The organism is Kitasatospora sp. NPDC094015, from assembly GCF_040304075.1.
In the GTDB taxonomy this organism is placed as follows: Bacteria; Actinomycetota; Actinomycetes; order Streptomycetales; family Streptomycetaceae; genus Kitasatospora.
On sequence record NZ_JBEOUL010000007.1, the window covers coordinates 169,545 to 191,501 of the forward strand.

16 protein-coding genes, 8 tRNA genes and 1 pseudogene are annotated in these 21,957 nt (G+C 73.9%); 13 read left to right on the top strand and 12 right to left on the bottom strand.

The window, feature by feature from the left end; genetic code table 11:
* Positions 1-415 precede the first annotated feature (415 nt).
* The 3 genes from cobT to ABT014_RS11815 all read left to right on the top strand — a co-directional run bounded on the left by cobT (position 416) and on the right by ABT014_RS11815 (position 6,344).
* Positions 416-4,102: a nicotinate-nucleotide--dimethylbenzimidazole phosphoribosyltransferase gene (gene cobT, locus ABT014_RS11805; protein WP_350638536.1), complete on the top strand. Its 3,687-nt coding sequence runs from the start codon at positions 416-418 to the stop codon at positions 4,100-4,102.
* 91 nt (positions 4,103-4,193) lie between these two features.
* Complete coding sequence (gene cobA / locus ABT014_RS11810; protein WP_350638537.1) at positions 4,194-5,429, top strand: uroporphyrinogen-III C-methyltransferase; 1,236 nt, start codon at positions 4,194-4,196, stop codon at positions 5,427-5,429.
* 108 nt (positions 5,430-5,537) lie between these two features.
* Positions 5,538-6,344 carry a TrmH family RNA methyltransferase gene (locus ABT014_RS11815; RefSeq protein ID WP_350638538.1) on the top strand — a complete coding sequence of 269 codons (807 nt, stop codon included), beginning with the start codon at positions 5,538-5,540 and terminating at the stop codon, positions 6,342-6,344.
* Positions 6,345-7,002: 658 nt separating this feature from the next.
* Here the strand turns inward: ABT014_RS11815 and ABT014_RS11820 are convergent.
* Positions 7,003-8,226: pseudogene (locus ABT014_RS11820) on the bottom strand (serine/threonine-protein kinase); the annotation flags it as partial.
* Between the two features lie 517 nt (positions 8,227-8,743).
* Between ABT014_RS11820 and ABT014_RS11825 the strand changes: the two are divergent.
* Entirely contained in the window at positions 8,744-8,935 is a 192-nt protein-coding gene (locus tag ABT014_RS11825; protein WP_350638539.1) for a hypothetical protein, read from the top strand.
* A 262-nt stretch (positions 8,936-9,197) separates the two neighbouring features.
* On the opposite strand, the gene ABT014_RS11830 is transcribed toward ABT014_RS11825, so the two are convergent.
* From ABT014_RS11830 to ABT014_RS11855, 6 genes are all read right to left on the bottom strand, one after another.
* A tRNA-Val gene (locus ABT014_RS11830) sits at positions 9,198-9,269 on the bottom strand.
* 52 nt (positions 9,270-9,321) lie between these two features.
* A tRNA-Val gene (locus tag ABT014_RS11835) sits at positions 9,322-9,393 on the bottom strand.
* A gap of 50 nt (positions 9,394-9,443) precedes the next feature.
* Positions 9,444-9,515: transfer RNA gene (locus ABT014_RS11840), tRNA-Val, on the bottom strand.
* Positions 9,516-9,564: 49 nt separating this feature from the next.
* A tRNA-Val gene (locus tag ABT014_RS11845) sits at positions 9,565-9,636 on the bottom strand.
* Between the two features lie 32 nt (positions 9,637-9,668).
* A tRNA-Cys gene (locus tag ABT014_RS11850) sits at positions 9,669-9,742 on the bottom strand.
* Between the two features lie 40 nt (positions 9,743-9,782).
* A tRNA-Gly gene (locus tag ABT014_RS11855) sits at positions 9,783-9,855 on the bottom strand.
* 300 nt (positions 9,856-10,155) lie between these two features.
* On the opposite strand from ABT014_RS11855, the gene ABT014_RS11860 reads away from it, so the two are divergent.
* The 3 genes from ABT014_RS11860 (at position 10,156) to ABT014_RS11870 (ending at position 12,943) form a co-directional block, all read left to right on the top strand.
* Entirely contained in the window at positions 10,156-11,184 is a 1,029-nt protein-coding gene (locus ABT014_RS11860) for a chorismate-binding protein (protein ID WP_350638663.1), read from the top strand.
* Between the two features lie 24 nt (positions 11,185-11,208).
* Entirely contained in the window at positions 11,209-12,027 is an 819-nt protein-coding gene (locus ABT014_RS11865) for an aminotransferase class IV (RefSeq protein WP_350638540.1), read from the top strand.
* A 73-nt stretch (positions 12,028-12,100) separates the two neighbouring features.
* Positions 12,101-12,943, top strand: a complete 843-nt coding sequence (locus ABT014_RS11870; protein WP_350638541.1) for a GNAT family N-acetyltransferase — start codon at positions 12,101-12,103, stop codon at positions 12,941-12,943.
* 25 nt (positions 12,944-12,968) lie between these two features.
* Here the strand turns inward: ABT014_RS11870 and ABT014_RS11875 are convergent, their stop codons facing one another.
* The 3 genes from ABT014_RS11875 to ABT014_RS11885 all read right to left on the bottom strand — a co-directional run bounded on the left by ABT014_RS11875 (position 12,969) and on the right by ABT014_RS11885 (position 14,852).
* Positions 12,969-13,469 carry a DsbA family protein gene (locus ABT014_RS11875; protein ID WP_350638542.1) on the bottom strand — a complete coding sequence of 167 codons (501 nt, stop codon included), beginning with the start codon at positions 13,467-13,469 and terminating at the stop codon, positions 12,969-12,971.
* A 48-nt stretch (positions 13,470-13,517) separates the two neighbouring features.
* Positions 13,518-14,087 (bottom strand): CGNR zinc finger domain-containing protein, encoded by a 570-nt coding sequence (locus ABT014_RS11880; RefSeq protein ID WP_350638543.1) that lies wholly within the window; start codon positions 14,085-14,087, stop codon positions 13,518-13,520.
* A gap of 351 nt (positions 14,088-14,438) precedes the next feature.
* Positions 14,439-14,852, bottom strand: coding sequence for an SsgA family sporulation/cell division regulator (locus ABT014_RS11885; RefSeq protein WP_030056266.1), 414 nt, complete (start codon positions 14,850-14,852; stop codon positions 14,439-14,441).
* A gap of 195 nt (positions 14,853-15,047) precedes the next feature.
* On the opposite strand from ABT014_RS11885, the gene ABT014_RS11890 reads away from it, so the two are divergent.
* The 3 genes from ABT014_RS11890 (at position 15,048) to ABT014_RS11900 (ending at position 15,876) form a co-directional block, all read left to right on the top strand.
* On the top strand, positions 15,048-15,476 hold the full coding sequence (locus ABT014_RS11890; RefSeq protein ID WP_350638544.1) for a TIGR02611 family protein: 429 nt from the start codon (positions 15,048-15,050) through the stop codon (positions 15,474-15,476).
* A gap of 63 nt (positions 15,477-15,539) precedes the next feature.
* Positions 15,540-15,611: transfer RNA gene (locus ABT014_RS11895), tRNA-Val, on the top strand.
* A gap of 193 nt (positions 15,612-15,804) precedes the next feature.
* A tRNA-Val gene (locus ABT014_RS11900) sits at positions 15,805-15,876 on the top strand.
* 84 nt (positions 15,877-15,960) lie between these two features.
* On the opposite strand, the gene ABT014_RS11905 is transcribed toward ABT014_RS11900, so the two are convergent.
* On the bottom strand, positions 15,961-16,734 hold the full coding sequence (locus ABT014_RS11905) for an exonuclease domain-containing protein (RefSeq protein ID WP_350638545.1): 774 nt from the start codon (positions 16,732-16,734) through the stop codon (positions 15,961-15,963).
* Between the two features lie 275 nt (positions 16,735-17,009).
* Here ABT014_RS11905 and thrS point away from each other — a divergent pair, with 275 nt between their 5' ends.
* A complete protein-coding gene (thrS, locus tag ABT014_RS11910) occupies positions 17,010-18,986 on the top strand; it encodes a threonine--tRNA ligase (protein WP_350638546.1) in 1,977 nt (658 codons plus the stop codon).
* 78 nt (positions 18,987-19,064) lie between these two features.
* Positions 19,065-19,625, top strand: coding sequence for an HIT family protein (locus ABT014_RS11915; protein ID WP_350638547.1), 561 nt, complete (start codon positions 19,065-19,067; stop codon positions 19,623-19,625).
* 69 nt (positions 19,626-19,694) lie between these two features.
* Here the strand turns inward: ABT014_RS11915 and ABT014_RS11920 are convergent, their stop codons facing one another.
* Complete coding sequence (locus tag ABT014_RS11920) at positions 19,695-21,335, bottom strand: AbeC-like domain-containing protein (protein WP_350638548.1); 1,641 nt, start codon at positions 21,333-21,335, stop codon at positions 19,695-19,697.
* A gap of 193 nt (positions 21,336-21,528) precedes the next feature.
* Between ABT014_RS11920 and ABT014_RS11925 the strand changes: the two genes are divergently transcribed.
* Positions 21,529-21,954 (top strand): thiol-disulfide oxidoreductase DCC family protein, encoded by a 426-nt coding sequence (locus tag ABT014_RS11925; RefSeq protein ID WP_350638549.1) that lies wholly within the window; start codon positions 21,529-21,531, stop codon positions 21,952-21,954.
* Positions 21,955-21,957: the final 3 nt, after the last annotated feature.

The window sequence follows — 21,957 nt, forward strand, 5'->3', positions numbered from 1 at the left end:
CACGGATTCGGGAGAGCGTCGGCCCCGGCCGGTAGGGTGGCCCCCGGGCTGCGAACACCCGGTGGATCGTGTCCGATCCGGACTGGTTGGTACCGATTTGACGCGGTGCAACCTGTATCGACACATCTTGCGTACATTCGACGCGATGCAGGCCGGGCCGGAAGAATGCCTGGGGTTCCGGTGCGGACGTGCCGGTTGCCCCGGGCGGTCGTTGTTCCTGATGGTGCGCCAGCCCGGCCGGGCCCGCCGCGCCGCCGGGGTGGAGCGGCGCGCCGGGGCCGACGGCCGTCGTGTGCGCGGCGGCCGCCAGTAGGTGCAGGGGCGGGCCGTCCGCGGCCCCGCCCCGGCGGAGTTGGGCGCTGCGGTCATGGCCGCGCCGCCGAGGTCGTGGATGCGGCCTGGAAGGAGCTTTGACATGACCGATGGCGGCCACGTCCCGAGCGCGGGAGTCCCGGAGCAGCCGTACGGCGGTGCCGACCCGCTCGGCCCGCAGGCGGGTACCGGCATGCCCGGCGCGCAGCCGCCCGGCCAGGTCTGGGCGGCCGAGCCGCGGCCCGCGTACACCTTCCTCGACCAGTTGGACGAGGAGGAGGACGAGCTCCTGATGCCCGGCCCGCAGGGCTCCTGGGGCGAGCCTCTGCTCGGTGCCGTGGAGACCGTGAACGTGATGGAGCACCCGGCCCCGCCGCTCGCGGCGCCCGCCGCGCTGGGCGAGACCATGCCGCTGCGCACGGTCGCCGAGCCGCTGCCGATGCACACGCCGCCCGCCGGGGTCCCCGTCGAGCCCTCCTGGCCGCCGCTGAACCCGCCGATGCCGGTCGCCGAGGTGTACGCGCCGGAGCTCCAGCAGCCGTTGCCCGCGCAGCCGGTGGTCGAACAGCCCGTGGCCGTACCGGTCGTGGCCGAACAGCTCGTGCCGCAGCCGCAGCCGCAGCCGACCGAGCCCGTCCCGGCCGGCGCAGAACCGGTTGTTCCGCCGGTCCAGGCCCCGGTCCAGCCCCTGGACGCGGCCGTGGCCCCGCCGCAGGCGGTGCCGGTCCAGCAGCCCGCGCAGCCCGTCCAGCCCGCGCAGCCGGTCCGGCGCCCGCTGCACGCCGGGCCGCCGATCCCGGACCCGTCGCTGATGACCGGCCACGTGCCGGTCCGCTCGCTCGCCGACCGCGGCCCCTCCGGCGCCGTCGACCCGCAGGGGTACCAGGTCCGCCCGCTGGGCGGTACGCCGGCGCACGGAACCCCCGTCCCGCCGCCGGTGGCGCCCGTCGTCGCCGAGCCGGTCGCGGTCGAGCCGGTGGTCGCGGAACCCGCCCCGGTCGAGCAGCCCGTGGCCGAGCAGCCCGCTGCCGAGGTGCCGGCCCCGGTGGAGGCGCCCGCCGCCGAGCCCACGCCGGAGCCCGCGCCCCTGATCGAGCCCGCGCCCGTGGTCGAGCCCGCGCCGGCGGCGATCGTGCCGGACGCTCCGGCCGCGCCGTCCGTCGAGGTGCCGCCGCAGCCCGAGCCCGTGGCACCGCCGGTCGAGCAGCAGCCCGTGGTGGCGGCCGCCCCGGCCGCGCCCGTGTTCGTGGAGCCGGTCTTCGCCGAGGCGCCCGCGCCCGCCGCCGTTCCGGTGCCCGAGGCGCCGGCCGCCGCGCCGGCAGCCGTCGCGGTCGGGACCGCCGTCGAGGAGGCACCGCCGGCCGTCGCCATCCCCGCGCAGGCGGCCGCCCCCGCCGGGCAGCACCGGCGGATCTCGGCCTTCCTCGCCGCCCCGGCGCCGCACGGCCTGCCGATCGTCGAGCCGGTGGCGGCGGGTGGCGGCCTGTCCGCACCGGTCGCGGCCGGCACGGGTGACCTGCTCACCGAGCCGCTCGCCCCGGTGGTCGAGACCGCCCCCGAGCCGGTCACCCCCGAGCAGGCCGAGCCCCCGGTGGACGCCGAGACCCAGGCGGACCCGGCACCCGCGCAGGACGAGCCGCAGGCCGCCGCCGAGGAGCCCGCCGAAGCCGAGCTGCCCGTCGCGGAGCAGCCCAGCGAAGCCGAGCTGCCCGTCGCGGAGCAGCCCGCCCCGGAGGAGGCCGTCACCGAGCAGCCGGCACCGGCCGACCCGGTCGAGCCCGCCCCGGAGCTGCCCGGCACCGAGCAGCCCGTCGCCGAGGCACCCGCCGAGCCCGCACCGGCCGAGCCCGCCCCGGCCGAGCCCGCCCCGGCCGCCGACCCCACCGAGCAGCCCCCGACCGCTGCGACCGAAGCCGCCGGCCCCGAAGCCGTCGAGCCCGCCCCCGCCGCGCCCGAAGCCGCGGAGCCCGCACCCACCGAGCCCGAAGCCGTCGAGCCCGAAGCCGTCCAGCCCGAGCCGGTCGCCGTCGAGCGCCCGCCCGCCGCCCCCGGCTACGACGAGGCCGGCCGCGACGCCGTCCACCAGGTGATCCGCGAGCGCCGCGACATCCGCAACGGCTTCCGCCCGGACCCGATCCCGCACGAGGTGCTGATCCGCGTGCTGGAGGCGGCCCACACCGCGCCCAGCGTCGGCTACTCCCAGCCCTGGGACTTCGTGGTCATCCGGTCCTCGAAGACCCGGCAGAAGATGCACGCGCTCGCGGAGCGCCAGCGCGAGGCGTACGCGGACTCGCTGCCCAAGGCCCGGGCCAAGCAGTTCAAGGAAATCAAGATCGAGGCCATCCTCGAGACCCCGGTCAACATCGTGGTCACCGCCGACCGCACCCGCGGCGGCCGCCACACCCTCGGCCGGCACACCCAGCCGCAGATGGCCCCGTACTCGGCCGCGCTGGCCGTCGAGAACCTCTGGCTGGCCGCCCGCGCCGAGGGCCTCGGCGTCGGCTGGGTGAGCTTCTTCGACGAGGAGGAGATGATCCGCGAGCTCGGCCTGCCCGAGCACCTCGACGTGGTCGCCTACCTCTGCGTCGGCTACGTCGACGCCTTCCCGGACGAGCCCGAGCTCCAGCAGCAGGGCTGGGCCCGGAAGCGCCCGCTGGCCTGGGTCGTGCACGAGGAGCAGTACGGCAACCGCGCGCTGCCCGGCGAGGAGCCGCACAGTCTGCTCTCCGAGACCCTGCGCGGGATCCGGCCGCTGGACGCCAAGTTCCTCGGCGAGGCCTGGGACCGCCAGAAGCGGATGACCAAGCCGGCCGGCTCGCTCGGCCTGCTGGAGATAATCGCCGCCCAGCTGTGCGGCCTGTCCCGCAAGTGCCCGCCGCCGATCCCGGAGCCCGCCTGCGTGGCGATCTTCGCCGGGGACCACGGCGTGCACGCCCAGGGCGTCACCCCCTGGCCGCAGGAGGTCACCGGCCAGATGGTGGCCAACTTCCTGGCCGGGGGAGCGGTCGTCAACGCCTTCGCCGCCCAGGTCGGGGCCGAGGTCTGCGTGGTCGACGTCGGGGTCAAGGCCGAGCTGCCCGAGCCGGTCCAGCAGGGCCGGTCCACCGGTCTGCTGCCGCGCAAGGTCAAGCCGGGCACCGACGACATGACCCAGGGCCCGGCGATGACCAGGGACGAGGCCCTCAAGGCCCTGGAGGTCGGCATCGAGACCGCCCGCGACCTGGTCGCGGCCGGCAACAAGGTGCTGATCACCGGCGACATGGGCATCGCCAACACCACCGCCTCCGCCGCGCTGATCTCGGTCTTCACGGGCACCGACCCGGCCGAGGTCACCGGCCGCGGCACGGGGATCGACGACGAGACCCACCACCGCAAGGTCGAGGTGGTGCGCCGGGCGCTCGCCCTGCACCAGCCGGACCCGGCCGACCCGATCGGCGTCCTCGCCGCCGTCGGCGGCCTGGAGCACGCGGCGATCGCCGGCTTCCTGCTCGGCGCCGCCTCGCTGCGCACCCCGGTCATCCTCGACGGGGTGATCGCCGGCTCCGCCGCACTGGCCGCCAAGGCCATCGCCCCCGAGGTGCTGGCCGCCTGCATCGCCGGCCACCGCTCCGCCGAGCCCGGCCACCAGGCCGCGCTCGCCAAGATCGGGCTGCGTCCGCTGATCGACCTCGACCTGCGGCTCGGCGAGGGCACGGGCGCACTGCTGGCCCTGCCGCTGGTGCAGAGTGCCGCCCGGGCGATGCACGATGTAGCCACCTTCGACTCCGCCGGAGTCACCGAGAAGGGCTGATCCTTCAGCCAGTCCCCGTACCGGCCCGAGGGCGCGCCGGTACGGGGCGCAGCTGTACGCCCGTCCCCAACCCCCACCTGGAGCACTGCCGATGACCGCGCCCAACCCGCACCCCAGTACCGAGGGCCTGACCCCGTACCCCGTCGGCCTGCTGCTCGCCGGCCGGCGCGTGGTCGTGGTCGGCGGCGGCCAGGTCGCCCAGCGCCGGCTGCCCGCGCTGATTGCCGCGGGCGCGGACATCCAGCTGATCTCCCCGGCCACCACGCCCGCCGTGCACGCCATGGCCGAGGCCGGCGAGCTCACCTGGCACCGCCGCGGCTACGCCGACGGCGACCTGACCGCCGCCTGGTACGTCCTGGTCGCCACCGACGACCCGGAGGTCAACGCGGCCGTCTCCGAGGAGGCCGAACGGCTCCGGGTGTTCTGCGCCCGCAGCGACGACGCGGCGGCCTCCTCCGCCTGGACCCCGGCCAGCGGGCGGGACGGCGGCGCCACCGTGGCCGTGCTCACCGGCGACCCCCGGCACTCCGCCGGACTGCGCGACGCCGTGGTGGACGCCCTGCGGGACGGCTCGCTGACCGCCCGCCAGTACCGCGACCGCACCCCCGGCGTCGCCCTGGTCGGCGGCGGCCCCGGCGACCCGGACCTGATCACCGTCCGCGGCCGCCGGCTGCTCGCCGACGCGGACGTGGTGGTCGCCGACCGCCTGGCCCCCCGCGAGCTGCTCGCCGAACTCCCCCCGCACGTCGAGGTGATCGACGCCTCCAAGATCCCGTACGGCCGCTTCATGGCCCAGGAGGCGATCAACCGGACCCTGGTCGAGCACGCCAAGGCCGGCAAGTTCGTGGTCCGCCTCAAGGGCGGCGACCCGTACGTCTTCGGGCGGGGCGGCGAGGAGCTGCTGGCCTGCGTCGAGGCCGGGCTGCCGGTCACCGTCGTGCCCGGCATCTCCAGCTCGATCAGCGTCCCGTCGGCCGTCGGCATCCCGGTCACGCACCGCGGGATGACCCACGAGTTCACCGTCATCTCCGGCCACGTCGGCCCGGGCGACCCGCGCTCGCTGGTCAACTGGGAGGCCGCGGCCCGGATGACCGGGACCCTGGTGCTGCTGATGGCCGTCGACAAGATCGGCGCGATCGCCGCCCGGCTGATCGAGGCCGGCCGCCCGGCCGACACCCCCGTCGCCGTGGTCCAGGAGGGCACCACCGCGGCCCAGCGCCGGGTGGACGCCACCCTCGCCACGGTCGCCGCGACCGTGGCCGCCGAGCAGATCCGGCCGCCGGCCGTCATCGTGATCGGCGAGGTCGTCAACGTCCTGGCCCCCTGACCCGGACCCGCTGACCCGGACCCGCTGACCCGGCCCGGGGCGCCCCGCACACCGGGCGCCCCGGGCCGGGTTTGCCTGCGCACCCACTCGCCGGGCAGGATCGGGCCCGTGTCCGAACCGAGTACCGTCACCGATCCCGCCGACCCCCGCCTCGCCGACTACACCGGCCTGACCGACGTCGAGCTGCGGCGCCGCCGCGAGCCCGCCGAGGGCCTGTTCATCGCCGAGGGGGAGAAGGTCATCCGCCGGGCGCTGGACGCCGGCTACCGGATGCGGTCGATGCTGCTCACCGCCAAGTGGCTGGGCGTGATGGCCGATGTGATCGAGGCCGCCGAGGCCCCGGTCCACCTGGTCGAACCGGCCCTCGCCGAACAGGTCACCGGCTACCACGTGCACCGCGGCGCGCTCGCCTCGATGGAACGCAAGCCGCTGCCCGAGGCCGCCGAGATCCTGGCCGGCGCCCGCCGCGTCGCGGTCCTGGAGGGCCTGGTCGACCACACCAACCTCGGCGCCATCTTCCGCAGCGCCGCCGCCCTCGGCATGGACGCGGTGCTGCTCTCCCCGGACTGCGCCGACCCGCTCTACCGGCGCGCCGTCAAGACCTCGATGGGTGCGGTCTTCGCCGTCCCGTACGCCCGGCTCGACCCCTGGCCCGCCGCCCTGGACGCGGTCCGCGCGGCCGGCTTCCAGCTGCTCGCCCTCACCCCGGCGGACCACGCGGTGGACCTCGCCGGGGCGGCCCCGCACCGCCTGGAACGGGCCGCCCTGATGCTCGGCGCCGAGGGCGACGGCCTGACCCGGCACGCGCTGGCCGCCGCCGACCGCGCCGTCCGGATCCCGATGGCCCACGGCATCGACTCGCTCAACGTGGGCGCGGCCGCCGCCGTCGCCTTCTACGCCGTCACCGCAGGCTGACACCGCCCGGACGCCCGGCGGTCGGCCGGGGCGGGGGCCCCGCACCCGCCCCGGCTCAGGGCGCCGCCCGGCCGCTCACCCCGCCGGAGACCCCCGCCCCCGGCCACGACTCCTCCAGGCTGCCGTCGGTCCGCACGGTGTACCGCGTGGTGGACACCGCGCCCGTCTGCGGCACCCGCTCCTCCCGCAGCAGCGCCCCGTTCTCGATCCGCCAGACGGCCCCCGCCTGCGGGTCCGCCGCCGAGGCCTTGGCGGCCACCAGCACGGGCTGGTCACCGTTGAAGCCGAACAGCTGCACCAGATCGGCCGGGACCGACCCCTCCGAACGCCGCAGCACCACCACGGCCGCCGGCGCGTCCCGGTAGCGGGCCGCCAGCACGGTGGTGAGCACGGTCTGCGCGCCCTCGCCGCCGCTGCGCCCGTCCTTCAGCCGGATCGGCCGACCCCCGGCCGGATCGGTGTACGAGCGGTTCGGCCAGTCGCCGTTCGGCACCTGCCCGGTGGCCGGGGCGAGCCCGGCCTCGCCGCCGCTGCGGGCGGCGGTGGCCAGCGGCGCGGCCGCCCCGGCGCCGTCGATCGACAGCGGGGCGGGCTGGTCGGCCTGCGGCGTGCCGGACACGCCGGGCGGCTGCTGGGGCAGGCCCTGGTTGCCGCGGTTCTCGCACCCCTGGGCGGCCGCGATCGCCAGCGCGACGCCGACCGTGACCGTGACGAAGACGATCACCCGCTGGCGCAGCAGCCGCCGGCGGGCGCCGACCGGCCGACCGGGCGGCGGGGTGTGCTGGCGGTCGCGCTGGGCCGGCGGACGACCGGGCGCCGGCGTCGGCTGGCGCTCGCGTCCGTGCTCGCGCCCGTGTTCGCGAGGGTGCTCACGGGCGTGCTCGCGGGGGTGCGTGGTGTGGTGGTCCGGGCGCGGCATCGGAGCCGTCGCGGGCTGCGCCGGTCGGCGCCGGACCGGGCGGTCGGCGGGTACGCCCGGCGCCGCCGCCACCGGGCGTGCCGGTGCGGCCGCCGCGGCGGGCGGCGGCACGGTGGCCCGGCCCCGGCCGGTCCCCGCCGCCGTCCCGCGGGCCGCCAGCTCGCTCAGCCGCTCGTGCAGCGCGGCGGCGGGGGGCCGCTCGGCCGGCTCCTTGGCCAGGCAGGCCCGGACCAGGGGGGCGAGCGGCGCCGGCACCCCGGACAGCTCGGGCTCCTCGTGCACCACCCGGTAGAGCATCACCTCGGAGGAGGCCCCGGAGCCGAAGGGGGTGTCACCGGTGAGCGCGAACGCCAGGGTCGCGCCGAACGCGAAGACGTCCGTGGCCGGGGTCACCGCCGCGCCCCGCACCTGCTCGGGCGCCAGGAAGCCGGGGGAGCCGACGGCCGTGCCGACGTGGGTCAGCGTGCTGGCACCGCGCGACCAGGCGATCCCGAAGTCGATGATCCGCGGGCCCTTGGGGGAGAGCAGGATGTTGGACGGCTTCAGGTCGCGGTGGACCACCCCCGCCTCGTGCACCTTGACCAGGCCGTCGGCCAGCGCCGCGCCGATCCGGGCCGCCTCCGGCCAGGGCAGCGGCCCCTCGTCGCCCACCCGCTTGTACAGCGAGGGGCCGGGTACGTACGCGGTCGCCAGCCACGGGCGCTCGGTCTCGATGTCCGAGCCGACCACGCGCGCCGTGCAGCCGCCCCGGATCCGCGAGGCGGCGGCGATCTCCCGGGCGAACCGGGTGCGGAACTCGGCGTCCTCGGCCAGCTCGGCCCGGATCAGCTTGAGCGCGACCCGCTGCCCCTTGCGGTCGGAGCCCAGGTAGACCACGCCCATCCCGCCGGCCCCGAGCCGCCGGTGCAGTCGGTAGGGGCCGACGATGCGGGGGTCCTCACGCCGCAGCCGCATCATCGCCATGCTCGTTCCCGTCAGCCCGTGGGGTGATCCCCTGTCGGATGGGGGATCGTCAGATCCTGTCGGCCCACAGCTTACGGACTGCCCGATGCGGTGTGCTGATACGCAACACCCCGGGGCCCGGTCGGATTGTCGGACACACGGCTCCTCCGTACCCGACCCTGCTCCGGCCCGCACGCCGCCCGCCCGCACCCGGACGCTGCCGCACCCGCTCCCGGATGCCGTCGGGCCCCCACCGGCCGGCCCCGTCTCGGGGCCGGACTCAGGGTTCCCTCGGGGATCCGATCGACCCGGTCTCCGCCTCCAGTAGTACGCGGCGCGTCCCCGGGTCATCCTCCCGGAGGCCCGTGGACGGTACGCGGGCATGACGACCCCCACCCCACCCGCCGCATACCTTTGTCTACAGCGGCGGGCGGATCACCTCGTCCCCCGAGAATCCACCGCCGCGCCCACTTCCCACCCCGTCCGGACAGGCCGTACGGGACCAACCGGTCCGAGCAGGACGGCAGGAGCAGAGACCATGGCCATGCAGCTCAACGGAGCCGGCCGCCGCCACCGGGCCGCCGCCTCGCACGCCGGGGCCGACACCAGGCACCCGGCGGTGGCCCTCGCCATCGCCGTCCCCTGCGCGGTCCTGCTCCTGGTGCTGTTCGGCGGGTGGGACCAACTGGTGACCCAGACGAGGGCGGTCGCCGATCTGATCGGGCGCTGATCTCGGGGGAGATCGGTGTCGGCCGGGGCTCGCGCACCGCGCCGCTCCCACCCGCGGGGCACTGGACGGGCGATGCGGGTAGCAGGAGCACAGCGGTGGTAACGGAGCGACCCCGGAGCGTGGTTGCCGGGTACGGACTGTCGGTGAGGGCAGTGCCGTACCCGGCGACACGCATGTCCGCAGTCAGCCGTCAGCGGAGAACGCAGAGATCACGGCGAACGCAGAGAGCCGAGGCCCGGAAGGCCTCGGCTCTCTGCTGCGGTGCGCGATACTGGGATTGAACCAGTGACCCCTACCGTGTCAAGGTAGTGCTCTCCCGCTGAGCTAATCGCGCTCGACCGATGTCACAGCCACGGTCATGCTGTTGCGGATCCTACGAATCCGAGTGCGCGATACTGGGATTGAACCAGTGACCCCTACCGTGTCAAGGTAGTGCTCTCCCGCTGAGCTAATCGCGCTCGACCAGCACTGACGCGCCGACCTGGGGCTGACCCCGGTTGGATCCGAGTGCGCGATACTGGGATTGAACCAGTGACCCCTACCGTGTCAAGGTAGTGCTCTCCCGCTGAGCTAATCGCGCTCGACCAGCACTGATGTGCCGTCCCGGGGCTGACCCCGGTGGATCCGAGTGCGCGATACTGGGATTGAACCAGTGACCCCTACCGTGTCAAGGTAGTGCTCTCCCGCTGAGCTAATCGCGCGGGGAGGGCCCCGGCGAACCGGGGACACCTCTTGGAGGTGGAGACGGGATTTGAACCCGTGTACACGGCTTTGCAGGCCGTTGCCTCGCCTCTCGGCCACTCCACCAGGCAACTTCTGAAGAACGATCTTACCCTGTTCCCCATCGAGCGGACGACGAGATTCGAACTCGCGACCCTCACCTTGGCAAGGTGATGCTCTACCAACTGAGCCACGTCCGCCTGTCTCCCGGCTGCTTCCCCGTGTTTCCTCGGTTCCGCGTCCCGGCGACGTGTTGAACTCTAGCGGATTCCCGGGCCAGCTAAAAATCCGTTCCCGCAGCGTGGCGCGGGGGTGGCCGCAAGGTGGCGGTTCGTCAGCCGTAGCGGCACGTGGAGGCGCCGCGCCCCGGGGGACGCCGACCTACACTTCAGGCACCGGGGCCACCCCGGTCCGCGCGCCCGCACCCGGGCCAGCAGTACCGATATCCGCGCAGGAGAACCGTGTCCGGCCGCACCACCCCCCTCAGCCCCGACCAGCCGATGGCCCGCTTCGGCGGGCTCCTCGCGACCGGTCTGCGCGAGGTCACCTCGGACCCGGCCGCGCTGGACTCCGCCGGCTTCTGGGCGGTCGCCCACGACTTCGAGGGCCGGCTGGTCTGCGCCCGCTTCGACGAGCTGCGCCCCGACCCGACCCCGCCCGGTGGCGCGGCGGCCCGGGGCGGCTGGCTCGGGCCGAGCCCCGACAGCTGGCACAGCTCGCTCGACCGCGCCGCCTATACCGCCGGCGTCCGCCGCATCCGGGAGCACATCGCGGCCGGCGAGGTCTACCAGGCCAACCTCTGCCGGGTGCTGTCCGCGCCGCTGCCGGACCCGGCCCGCTCCGACGTCGACGCCCTGACCGCCCTGCTCGCCCACGGCAACCCCGCGCCCTACGCAGGAACGATTCGCCTCCCCGAGCACGGCGTGGAGATCGCCACCGCCTCGCCCGAGCTCTACCTGCGCCGGCAGGGCGCCACCGTGTCCTCGGGGCCGATCAAGGGCACCGGCCGGACCGAGGCCGACCTGCTGGACAAGGACCACGCCGAGAACGTGATGATCGTCGACCTGGTCCGCAACGACCTCGGGCGGGTCTGCGGGACGGGCAGCATCACCGTCCCGGACCTGTGCGTGGTCGAGAAGCACCCCGGCCTGGTCCACCTGGTCTCCACCGTCCAGGGCACCCTGCGCGACGGCGCCGGCTGGCCCGAGCTGCTGGCGGACACCTTCCCGCCCGGCTCGGTCACCGGCGCCCCCAAGTCCAGCGCGCTGCGGATCATCGAGGAGCTGGAGACCGCCCCGCGCGGCCCGTACTGCGGCGCGATCGGCTGGGTCGACGCGGACCGTGGCCGGGCCGAACTCGCCGTCGGCATCCGCACCTTCTGGATCGACCGGACCGCCGGCCGCCCGGTGCTGCGGTTCGGCACCGGCGCCGGCATCACCTGGGGCTCGGACCCGGAACGCGAATGGGACGAGACCGAACTCAAGGCCGCCCGCCTGGTCGCGATAGCGTCGGGCACCCACCTGTTCTGATCCCACCCCGAGGAGCGGTGCCCGATGAAGATCTGGGTCAACGGATCCCTGGCGGACGGCGACCGTGCCGCCCTGTCCGTGCTCGACCACGGACTGACCGTCGGCGACGGCGTGTTCGAAACCGTGAAGACGGTCGACGGCCGCGCCTTCGCCCTCACCCGCCACCTCGACCGGCTGACCCGCTCCGCCCGGGGCCTCGGGCTGCCCGACCCCGACCACGCGGAGGTCCGCGAGGCCTGCGAGCAGGTGCTGCGGGCCAACCCGATGCCGCTCGGCCGGCTCCGGATCACCTACACCGGCGGCGTCTGCCCGCTCGGCTCCGAGCGCGGCGACCAGCCGCCGAGCCTGGTCGCCGCCCTCGGCACCGCCAAGCCCCGTCCCGACACCACGGCCGTGGTCACCGTCCCCTGGCGCCGCAACGAGCACAGCGCCGTCGCCGGCCTGAAGACCACCTCCTACGCCGAGAACGTGGTCGCCCTCGCCGCCGCCCACCGCGAAGGCGCCTCCGAGGCGCTGTTCGCCAACACCGCCGGCCTGCTCTGCGAGGGCACCGGCTCCAACGTCTTCCTGGTCCTCGACGGGCACCTGGTCACCCCGACCCTCGCCTCCGGTTGCCTGGCCGGCATCACCCGGCAGCTCACCGTCGACTGGACCGGCGCCCAGGAGCGCGACCTCCCCTTCGAGGCGCTCCTCGACGCCGAGGAGGTCTTCCTCACCTCCACCCTGCGCGACGTCCAGGCGGTCGGCCGGATCGACGGCCGCGAGCTCCCCGCCCCCGGACCGGTCACCCTCAAGGCGATGGCCCAGTTCGCCGAGCGCAGCGCGGACGACCTCGACCCCTGAGCCGGCCCGGACCGCCCCGGCCGGTCCTGCCCGCGCGGGGTAGAACCCGGCTCCCGCCGGGAAGGGAGCCCTCATGACCACCACCCTGCGCCCCGAGGGCGCCGAGCACTCCTGGCCCGGCGGCGGCCGCAGCCGACGCTGGCAGATCTGCGTCAACGGCCGGCCGGTCGGCGGCCTGCGCACCACCGCGCTGCCCCGGGGCTCGCAGTGGTGGGGCGAGATCTCCGAGCTGGAGGTCACCGAGGGCCGCCGCCGCGGCCGGGCCACCATCGGCGCGCTGGCCGCCGAGGAGGTCCTGCGCGGCTGGGGCTGCACCCGGCTCGACGTCGCGGTGCCGGCCGAGGCCACCGGCGCCCTGGCCCTGGCCCGAGTGCTCGGCTACACCGAGCGGATGCGCAACATGGCCAAGCCGCTCGGCAGCCCGCCACCGCTGCCGGGCGGCCTGACGGTGCATCGGATCGGCCCGGCCGAGTACGACGGGTGGCTGGCCGAGTCGGAGGCCGGCTACCTCGCCGACCTGCTCGGCTCGGGCCTCACCGGAGCGCAGGCCCGGGCCAAGGCGGACGCCGACCACCAGCACGTCCTGCCGCAGCGCGAGGCCACCGAAGGAGTCGCCCTGCGGCAGCTGCGCGACGACGGCGGCGCCGTGCTCGGCAGCCTGTGGCTGGCACTGAGACAGTCCACCGTCCCGGACGGCAGCCCGCTCGCCTGGGTCATGGTGGTCCAGGTCCCCGAGGCGCGCCGCGGCGCCGGGCACGGCCGCAGCCTGATGCTGCTCGCCGAGCACGAGTGCCTCGCCGCGGGCGTCCACCACCTCGGGCTCAACGTGTTCAGCCACAACGAGGTGGCCACCGGGCTGTACCGCTCGCTGGGCTACCGGGTCACCCTGCGGGTGCTCGGCAAACAGCTGTACTGAGCAAGCAGCTGTACCGAGTGCCCGCTCAGCCGGCCCGGTGCTGCTCGATCAGCTCGACGATGCGCTCGCGCAGCCCGTCCTGGCTCTTGCCGCCGTCCAGCCGCTGCCCGGCGATCACATAGGTCGGGGTGCCGCTGACGCCGATCGCCTTGCCCTCGGCCTGGTCGGCGTCGACCAGCAGCATGTGCCGCCCGTCGATCAGCGCCAGGTCCAGCTCCTCGGAGTCCAGCCCGAGCTCCTCGGCGACCGCCACCAGGAACTTCTGGCCGTCCCGGGCCAGCTCCTCGACCCGGCCCAGCACCGCCTCGACGTACTCCCAGCCCCGCCCCTGGTCGAAGGCTTCCTGGGCGGCCTCGGCCGCCGGGTACCCGTACTTGTTCTTCTCCAGCGGGAAGTGCCGCAGCTCGATCACGAGAGCGTCGCCGTAGCTCGCGCGCAGCGCCCGGACGTCGTCGAGGGCGGTACGGCAGTCCGGGCACTGGAGGTCGCACCAGAGCTCGAGGCGGGGGAGGGAAGCGTCGGTCATGCCTCCCAGTCTCCCATCCGGGGGCGGCGCCGACCGGGGCCGGGCGGATCAGCCCGCGGAGAGCGCCTCCGCCGAGCGCTGCCGGGCCCGGTAGGCGGCCACGTGCAGCCGGTTGCCGCAGGTCCGGCTGTCGCAGTAGCGGCGGGAGCGGTTGCGGGAGAGGTCCACGAAGACCCGGGCGCAGTCCGGCGCCTCGCAGCGGCGCAGCCGCTCGCGCTCGCCCGCCATCACGATGAACGCCAGCGCCATGCCGAGCTCGGCCGCGAGGTGGTCGCCGATCGCGGCGTGCGGGGCGAAGTAGTGGATGTGCCAGCCGTGGTGGTCGTGGTTGGTCAGCCGCGGGGTGGTGCCGGCGGCCGCCACCAGCGCGTTGACCAGCTCGGCGGCCTGCTCGGTGGTCCCGGCGGAGAACACCGCGCGCAGCTGGCCGCGCAGCGCCTGCACCGCTGCCAGGTCGGCCGGGGTCAGGGAGTCGATCTCGCTGATCTCCTGCCCCACCACGAATCCGGACAGCGCCGCGACATCGGGCAGTTGCTCGGCGCCGCACGCTTCGGGCGCGGTGTTGAGCAGCTCGACCAGAATGCTCAGGGCGCACTCGGTGTCATGGGTGATCAGCACGTGGGGGCTCCTCACGCGGCGGGGGCCAGGTGCCACCCGCGTCGGTCATCACCCGTGACTCTACCGGCAGCCGCCGTCACCCGGCGGTGAACAGGCGCGTACGCGACATCCCGCCGGCCCTGTGGCGGTGCGCGGACGCCTGCGACGCGACCCCCACCCGGTCAGGGGTGGCGGCCGCGCCGCAGGTGTGTGCCGTACTGGGTGTTCGATGCTGCGTTGCGGATCATGTTCCTCGCTCTGGGCCGGCCCCGGACCGCGCGCGGCGGCCGGGTCAGCGTCCGTGCCCCCGAGTTGGACGGACGCGCTGAGGATCACCCCGCCGCTCGCGGGCGGCGGGCACCTCGATCGGGATCAGCTCTCGGCGAGGATGTGGGACAGCTCCCGGTCCAGGTCGAAGTGACGGTGTTCGGTGCCGGGCGGCACGGCGGCGTCGGTGCGCTTGAGAAAAGACTCCAGTGCACGAGCCGGGGCCTCCAGCAGGGCTTCTCCTTCCGGAGAACTGAGGGCGATGCAGACCACCCCCTGTCCATGACTGCGCGAGGGCCACACCCGCACGTCGCCGGTGCCGGTGGGTCGGTGCAGCCCCTCCGCGAGGAGGTCACGGGCGAACACCCACTCAACGGTCTCGTCGGCACCGGTGTGGAACGTCGCGTGCACGGCATAGGGGTCGGCGGTGTCGTAGCGCAGGCCCGCGGGGACGGGCAGTGAGGACTCGCTGGACACGATGAGGCGCAGGTGCAGCTCGCAGCTGACCGTGGTGTTCATAAGCGCCAGGGCCTTTCGCTCAGTGTGCGCTCGGGGAATCGCACGTCGGCGAACGGACCATCCCACCTCTAAGCCCGGTGTAAACCCGTCTGTCCTGATTCAGGTGCGAGTCGTACCCCTTCCGGCGCATTGCGGAATCGGCCCGGCCGGGCCGCCCGGCCCCGTCCGGCCCGGAACTCGGGTACTTTTCGCGGCATGTCTGTGCGAAGCGACAAGGAACGGGTGGCGACGGTGGCCGGGACCGCGGTGGAGGACGGTGCCGGGCGGCCCGCCGGATCGAGGGCGCCGGCGTTCGTCCGGCGCTCGCCGGCGCTGCACCGGGCCTGGCGGGTGATGATCTTCGTGGCCGGTCTGGCGGTGGTCGGCGCCGGCGTCCTGTTGCTCCCGCTGCCCGGACCGGGCTGGGTGGTCATCTTCCTGGGCATGGGCGTGTGGGCGACCGAGTTCACCTGGGCCCAGCGGGTGCTGAGCTGGACCAGGCGCAAGGTTGCCGAGGCGGCACACCGTGCCATGGACCCGGCGGTCCGCCGGCGCAACCTGGCGATCACGGCTGCCGTCGTCGTGCTGATCGCCGCGGCGGCCGGCTGGTACCTGTGGCGTTACGGCCTGGCGATGCCGTGGTGACCGGACGGGGTGCGGGCGTGTTCGGAGCACCCCCGCAGATGGGGTAATGTTTTCCCTGCACCCGGGCGATTAGCTCAGCGGGAGAGCACTTCGTTCACACCGAAGGGGTCACTGGTTCGATCCCAGTATCGCCCACCGGAATGCAGAGCAAGACGGAGGGCCCCGGCCATTCTTTGGCCGGGGCCCTCCGTGTTTTCCGATATCCGACATCTCCTGATGCCTATTCACCGGGCAGCTGCGTGTGGGGATCTGTGGGAGCGTCGGCCGGAGCCGGCGGAAGCGGTTGGAGACCTGCGGCCAAGTAGTGCTAGTCTTCTTCTCGTTGCCCGGGCGATTAGCTCAGCGGGAGAGCACTTCGTTCACACCGAAGGGGTCACTGGTTCGATCCCAGTATCGCCCACCGAGCACAGCAGTCAGGCCCCGACCACCAGTTGGTCGGGGCCTGACTGTCGTTACGGGTGGTTCGACCGGCGGCCCGGACCGGTCAGGCCGCCAGGTCGCACCGGTGCTCGGCGCTGAGCCGGCGGCCGCAGGCGCACCGGGCCGGCCGCAACGGCCAGGCGAAGTCCACCTGTTCCGGGGTGCCCGAGCGGTCGAACCAGCGCTGGAGCCCGCGGGCCTGGGCCGCGTGCCAGACCGCCTGGCGCAGGTGCAGCTCGGGCGGGGCCAGCGTGCCTATCCGCTCGGGGAAGCGGGAGCCGAGCGCGCGGACCAGGTCGAGGGCGGCGCGGGCGTCGGCGGCCGCGTCGTGCGCGCCGACCAGGCTGACGTCGTAGTGGGCACACAGGTCGGTCAGGGTGCGGCGGCCCTTGCGGTAGCGGTCCACGTGCTTGTCCAGCACCCACGGGTCCAGCACCAGGAGTTCGCCGCCGGCCAGTGCGCCGGCCAGCGTGCCGCCGTGGTGCCGGCGCAGCTCGCGGTCGAGCAGGGTCAGGTCGTACGGCGCGTTCATCACCACCACCGGGACGCCGGCGGCGGCCTGTTCGGCCAGCGCGCGGGCGATCTCGCCCACCACGGCCCGGGCCGGGCGGCCGTGGCTGCGGACGTGCTCGTCGCTGATGCCGTGCACCGCGCGGGCGCCGTCGGGGATCGGGACGCCCGGGTCGGCCAGCCACTGCACCGTGCGCACGGGCAGGCCGGGGGCGCCTTGGCGGACCAGGGCGGCGGAGACGATCCGGTCGGACTCGACGTCCACGCCGGTGGTCTCGGTGTCGAACGAGGCGAGCGGACCTTCGTACCAGTGCCCTGACTGCTGCATGACTGCCCCTCACGGTGCCACCGGGCGGGGCGCCGCGCGCCGCCGAGGACCAGCGGCGCGCCGCGCCCAGCGGCGTTACGCAGAGGTGATACCGCAGTTGACGCCCACTCAATCCAGGGTCGGCGTGGCGCGGCCGGGCGGCGGCGCCTCACGGAGGGTGAGGGAGTGCTCACCGGGGCGGCGGGGTGATATCGGTGCGCGGCGGCCGGTCACGGCTCGGTACCATCGGGGGTGCGCAGCAGAGTGCTGTGGCAGACAGATGTCAGGAGAGACCGGTGACCGACGCCCGGATCATCATCAACCGCGAACCCGATCGGGAAGAGCGCGTGGTGACCACGGGCACCACCGCCGCCGACCTCTTCGCCGACGACCGCTCGATCATCGCCGCCCGGGTCGGTGGCGCGCTGAAGGACCTCGCCTACCAGGTGGGCGAGGGCGACGAGGTCGAGCCGGTCGCGATCGGCAGCAAGGACGGCCTGGACATCCTGCGGCACTCGACCGCGCACGTGATGGCGCAGGCCGTGCAGGAGCTCTTCCCGGAGGCCAAGCTCGGCATCGGCCCGCCGATCAAGGACGGCTTCTACTACGACTTCGACGTCGAGAAGCCGTTCCACCCCGATGACCTCAAGGCCATCGAGAAGAAGATGCAGGAGATCATCAAGCGCGGGCAGAAGTTCTCCCGCCGGGTGGTCACCGACGAGGCCGCCCGCGAGGAGCTGGCCGCCGAGCCGTTCAAGCTGGAGCTGATCGGCCTCAAGGGCAGCGCCTCGGTCGAGGACGGCGCCTCGGTCGAGGTCGGCGCCGGCGAGCTGACCATCTACGACAACCTGGACGCCAAGACCGGCGACGTGTGCTGGGGCGACCTGTGCCGTGGCCCGCACCTGCCGTCCACCCGCAACATCCCGGCCTTCAAGCTGATGCGCTCGGCCGCCGCCTACTGGCGCGGCAGCGAGAAGAACCCCCAGCTCCAGCGCCTCTACGGGACCGCCTGGCCGACCAAGGACGAGCTGAAGGCGCACCTGGAGTTCCTGGAGGAGGCCGCCAAGCGCGACCACCGCAAGCTCGGCAGCGAGCTCGACCTCTTCTCCATCCCGGAGGAGATCGGCTCCGGCCTCGCGGTCTTCCACCCCAGGGGCGGAGTGATGCGCCGGGTGATGGAGGACTACTCGCGCAAGCGCCACGAGGAGTCCGGCTACGAGTTCGTCTACTCGCCGCACGCCACCAAGGGCACCCTGTTCGAGCTCTCCGGCCACCTGGACTGGTACGCCGACGGCATGTACCCGCCCATGAAGCTCGACGGCGAGACGGACTACTACCTCAAGCCGATGAACTGCCCGATGCACAACCTGATCTACCGCTCGCGCGGCCGGTCGTACCGCGAACTGCCGCTGCGGCTCTTCGAGTTCGGCACCGTGTACCGGTACGAGAAGTCGGGCGTCGTGCACGGGCTGACCCGGGCCCGCGGCTTCACCCAGGACGACGCGCACATCTACTGCACCCGCGAGCAGATGGCCGACGAGCTGGACTCGCTGCTCACCTTCGTGCTGAACCTGCTGCGCGACTACGGGCTGAACGACTTCTACCTGGAGCTCTCGACCAAGGATCCGGAGAAGTTCATCGGCTCGGACGAGGACTGGGAGGAGGCCACCGAGACCCTGCGGGCGGCCGCCGAGAAGCAGGGCCTCGACCTCGTTCTCGACCCGGCCGGCGCCGCCTTCTACGGTCCCAAGATCTCGGTGCAGGCCAAGGACGCGATCGGGCGGACCTGGCAGATGTCGACCATCCAGGTCGACTTCCAGCTGCCGCAGCGCTTCGAGCTGGAGTTCCAGGGCTCGGACGGCAACCGCCAGCGGCCGGTCATGATCCACCGGGCGCTGTTCGGCTCGATCGAGCGCTTCTTCGCGGTGCTGCTGGAGCACTACGCCGGCGCCATGCCGCCGTGGCTCGCCCCGGTCACCGTGGTCGGCATCCCGATCACCGACGAGCACATCCCGTACCTGCGCGAGGTCGCGGCCGAGCTCAAGAAGCACGGGATCCGGGTCGAGGTGGACGCCTCGGACGACCGGATGCAGAAGAAGATCCGCAACGCGCAGAAGCAGAAGGTCCCCTTCATGCTGATCGCGGGCAACGACGACGTCGAGGCCGGCGCGGTGTCCTTCCGCTACCGCAACGGCGAGCAGAAGAACGGCGTCCCGGTGGCCGACGCGGTCGCCGAGATCGTCGACGCGGTGGAGCGCCGGATCCAGGTGTGACCCGGAAGGTGTGATCCGGTGCGGGGCGGGCTCGAAGGAGTCTGCCCCGCACTGGTTTCCCGGCGGGCTGCGGCGCCTATGCTGATCAGCATGACGAGCGAGCCGGAACTGCAGCAGGGCGTGGGGGAGCCGGACGGCTTCCAGCGCCTGTGGACCCCCCACCGGATGGCGTACATCCAGGGTGAGAACAAGCCCACCGGGCCGGCCCCCGGCGACGGCTGCCCGTTTTGCTCGATCCCCGAGCTCAGCGACGAGGACGGGCTGATCATCGCCCGCGGCGCCGCGGTCTTCGCGGTGCTCAACCTCTACCCCTACAACGGCGGCCACCTGATGGTGGTCCCGTACCGGCACGTCGCCGACTACACCGACCTGGACGAGGCGGAGACGGCGGAGCTGGCCGATTTCACCAAGCGCGCGATGACCGCGCTGCGGGCCGCCGCCGGTGCGCACGGCTTCAACATCGGGATGAACCAGGGCGCGGCGGCCGGCGCCGGGATCGCCGCCCACCTGCACCAGCACGTGGTGCCGCGCTGGGGCGGGGACACCAACTTCATGCCGGTGGTCGGGCACACCAAGGTGCTGCCGCAGCTGCTCGCCGACACCCGCAAGATGCTGGCCGACCTCTGGCCGCAGGGCTGAGCCGTCCGTCGACGCCGTAGGGCCGGCACCCCGCGCGGGGTGCCGGCCCTACGGCGTACGGGCTGCCGGTCAGCCGGCGTCGTAGCGGTCCGCGTGGTACGGGCGGGCGCTCTGTATCTCGGACTTCATGATGTTGGACCGGTTGGTGAAGCGGTCGACGCTGACGTCGTGCTCCTCCAGGAAGTCCATGGTCGCGGCGAGGATCACGTTCACCACGGGGGTCGCGCCCTGGATGACGTCGTCCGACTTGAACCGGCTCGGCCAGGTCTTGTCCGCCCAGGAGGCGCGCAGGCTGAACGGCTCGGGCAAGCCGATCGAGCCGCCGAGCCAGGTCAGCAGGGTGGGGATGCGCATGAACGGGGCGCGCACCGCCTGCCGGACCACCTCGTCGTTGTCCACCAGGGCGAGCTGGACGGTCTGTTCCTCCCAGAACCGGACCGTCTTGGGGATGCTCTTCTCCTTGGGCTTGGGCTTGGCCGTGAAGTACCCGGCGATCGGCCCGAGCGCGTGCCCGGTCACGCTGACCCGCAGGTTGTTGTGCAGCACCGAGATGTCGACCAGCATGGTCGCCACCAACTGGCCCTTGTGCAGCACGAATTGGACGGCGATCCGGTGCCGCAGGTCGGTGCCGTAGGTCTGCCGGTTGGCCACCTCGCCGACGGCGAAGTCCCGCATCCGGTAGCCGTCCATCTCGCTGCCGCCGGGGCGCCCGATCTCGTCCGCGCCCTCCGGGATGTCCTGCACCACCCACTGGTGGATGGCGGGCCGGGGCATCGCGCCGTTCGGGATCTCGCTGGTCGCGAGGGAGCCGAGCCGGTCGGCGATCTTGCGGGCCAGGTCGTAGATGTGGAAGGTCCGGAAGTCCTCGTGGCCGTCGGCCGGGCGCAGGTCCTCGGAGAGGTCCCAGTTCGCCCAGCGGGCGCCGACCCCGAGCACGCCCTTCGCGCCCGCGTAGTGCTGGACGTTGGTCTCCTGCTCGGCCGTCAGCCGGTCCAGCGAGCCCTTCAGCTCGGTGGCCTTCTTGTCGAGGTGGTCGCGGGGCACGGCCTTGGGCACGGTGGCCGCGACCGCGCTGCCCCCGACCAGGCCCGCCCAGCGGGCCCGCTGTTCCAGGGTGGTGCGCAGCGCGATCCGCTTGGCCAGGAACCAGCCGACCACCGGGCCGAGCATCACCACCCGGAAGTACAGGCTCCACAGGCCGCCGACGGGGGGCCGGACGGCGAGCAGGACGGCGAGGCCGGCCGCCACCAGCAGGGCGAGGGTGCCGAAGAAGCCGTCCCGGGCCGAGCCGGCCTTGGCGAAGTGCGCGCGCACCTGGTAGGCGGCGAGCCAGACCAGGGTGCCGGGCAGGAACAGGCCGCCGCAGACCAGGGTGACGGTGCTGAGCTGCTTGTCCCGGGCGTCGCGCAGGTCCTGGGCGGCGAGGCAGTGCTCGACCACCATGCGGACGTCGGTGCCGAAGGACGGCACCAGCGGGTTGCGCTTGGGCGGCAGGGTGCGGTCGAGCAGGGCGCGGCTGAACGCCTCGCCGGCGCTCGGCCGGAACAGGGCGAACTTGCCCCCCTTGACCTTGACCCCGGGGAGGTCGCCGAGCGCCGAGTACGGGGCGTCCCGGTAGGCGGCCGAGGAGAGCGCCTGGGTGACCGCGGTCTGGTTGCCGACGTCCGTCCGGGGTATCTGCGCACCCGGGGTCATGTCGAGCTGGCTCACTGTGGCAGGCCCTCCTCCCCTTGTCAGCGGCAGGTTACCGTGCCGCCGCCCGCTCGCGTGGATGATCGTCTGAACCGCTGTCACATCTCGGCCACCGCCGATCCCGTCCAGATGCTGCCCGTTCGCGGCGCGGTTCGATCCTCGGGTGATCGGTTGACTTCCGGCGGTGCCCGGATGCGGCAGGATCGGGGGCATGGCTGAGGACATTTCGCGGGATCCGGTGCTGGTCTTCGACGGCGACTGCGGCTTCTGCACCACGTGCGTGAACTTCGCGGAGCGCTACCTGAGGGCGAGCCTGTCCTCCGGCGGGTGGGACGCGGTGCCGTACCAGTTCGCCGACCTGGCGGCGCTGGACGCCCGGGCGGGCGGCCGGGGGCTGGTGACGGCGGAGCGGGCCGAGCGGGAGGTGCTCTGGGTGACGCCGTCCGGCGCGGTGCACGGCGGCGCACAGGCGGCCGCCCGGCTGCTGCTGCGCTCCGGCGGCGCCTGGGCGTACCTGGGGGCGCTGCTCACGCTGGCGCCGGTGCGCCCGCTCGCCGCGGCGGTCTACCGGTTGACGGCCCGCCACCGCCACCAGCTGCCGGGCGGTACGGCGGCCTGCGCGCTGCCCCGGCGGTAGGTC

Bases quoted from the DNA above. Each gene is read 5' to 3' on its own strand.
- cobT (WP_350638536.1), top strand. From the start codon at position 416: ATGACCGATGGCGGCCACGTCCCGAGCGCGGGAGTCCCGGAGCAGCCG.
- cobA (WP_350638537.1), top strand. From the start codon at position 4,194: ATGACCGCGCCCAACCCGCACCCCAGTACCGAGGGCCTGACCCCGTAC.
- ABT014_RS11825 (WP_350638539.1), top strand. From the start codon at position 8,744: ATGGCCATGCAGCTCAACGGAGCCGGCCGCCGCCACCGGGCCGCCGCC.
- ABT014_RS11860 (WP_350638663.1), top strand. From the start codon at position 10,156: ATGGCCCGCTTCGGCGGGCTCCTCGCGACCGGTCTGCGCGAGGTCACC.
- ABT014_RS11865 (WP_350638540.1), top strand. From the start codon at position 11,209: ATGAAGATCTGGGTCAACGGATCCCTGGCGGACGGCGACCGTGCCGCC.
- ABT014_RS11870 (WP_350638541.1), top strand. From the start codon at position 12,101: ATGACCACCACCCTGCGCCCCGAGGGCGCCGAGCACTCCTGGCCCGGC.
- ABT014_RS11875 (WP_350638542.1), bottom strand. From the start codon at position 13,469: ATGACCGACGCTTCCCTCCCCCGCCTCGAGCTCTGGTGCGACCTCCAG.
- ABT014_RS11885 (WP_030056266.1), bottom strand. From the start codon at position 14,852: ATGAACACCACGGTCAGCTGCGAGCTGCACCTGCGCCTCATCGTGTCC.
- ABT014_RS11890 (WP_350638544.1), top strand. From the start codon at position 15,048: ATGTCTGTGCGAAGCGACAAGGAACGGGTGGCGACGGTGGCCGGGACC.
- ABT014_RS11905 (WP_350638545.1), bottom strand. From the start codon at position 16,734: ATGCAGCAGTCAGGGCACTGGTACGAAGGTCCGCTCGCCTCGTTCGAC.
- ABT014_RS11915 (WP_350638547.1), top strand. From the start codon at position 19,065: ATGCTGATCAGCATGACGAGCGAGCCGGAACTGCAGCAGGGCGTGGGG.
- ABT014_RS11925 (WP_350638549.1), top strand. From the start codon at position 21,529: ATGGCTGAGGACATTTCGCGGGATCCGGTGCTGGTCTTCGACGGCGAC.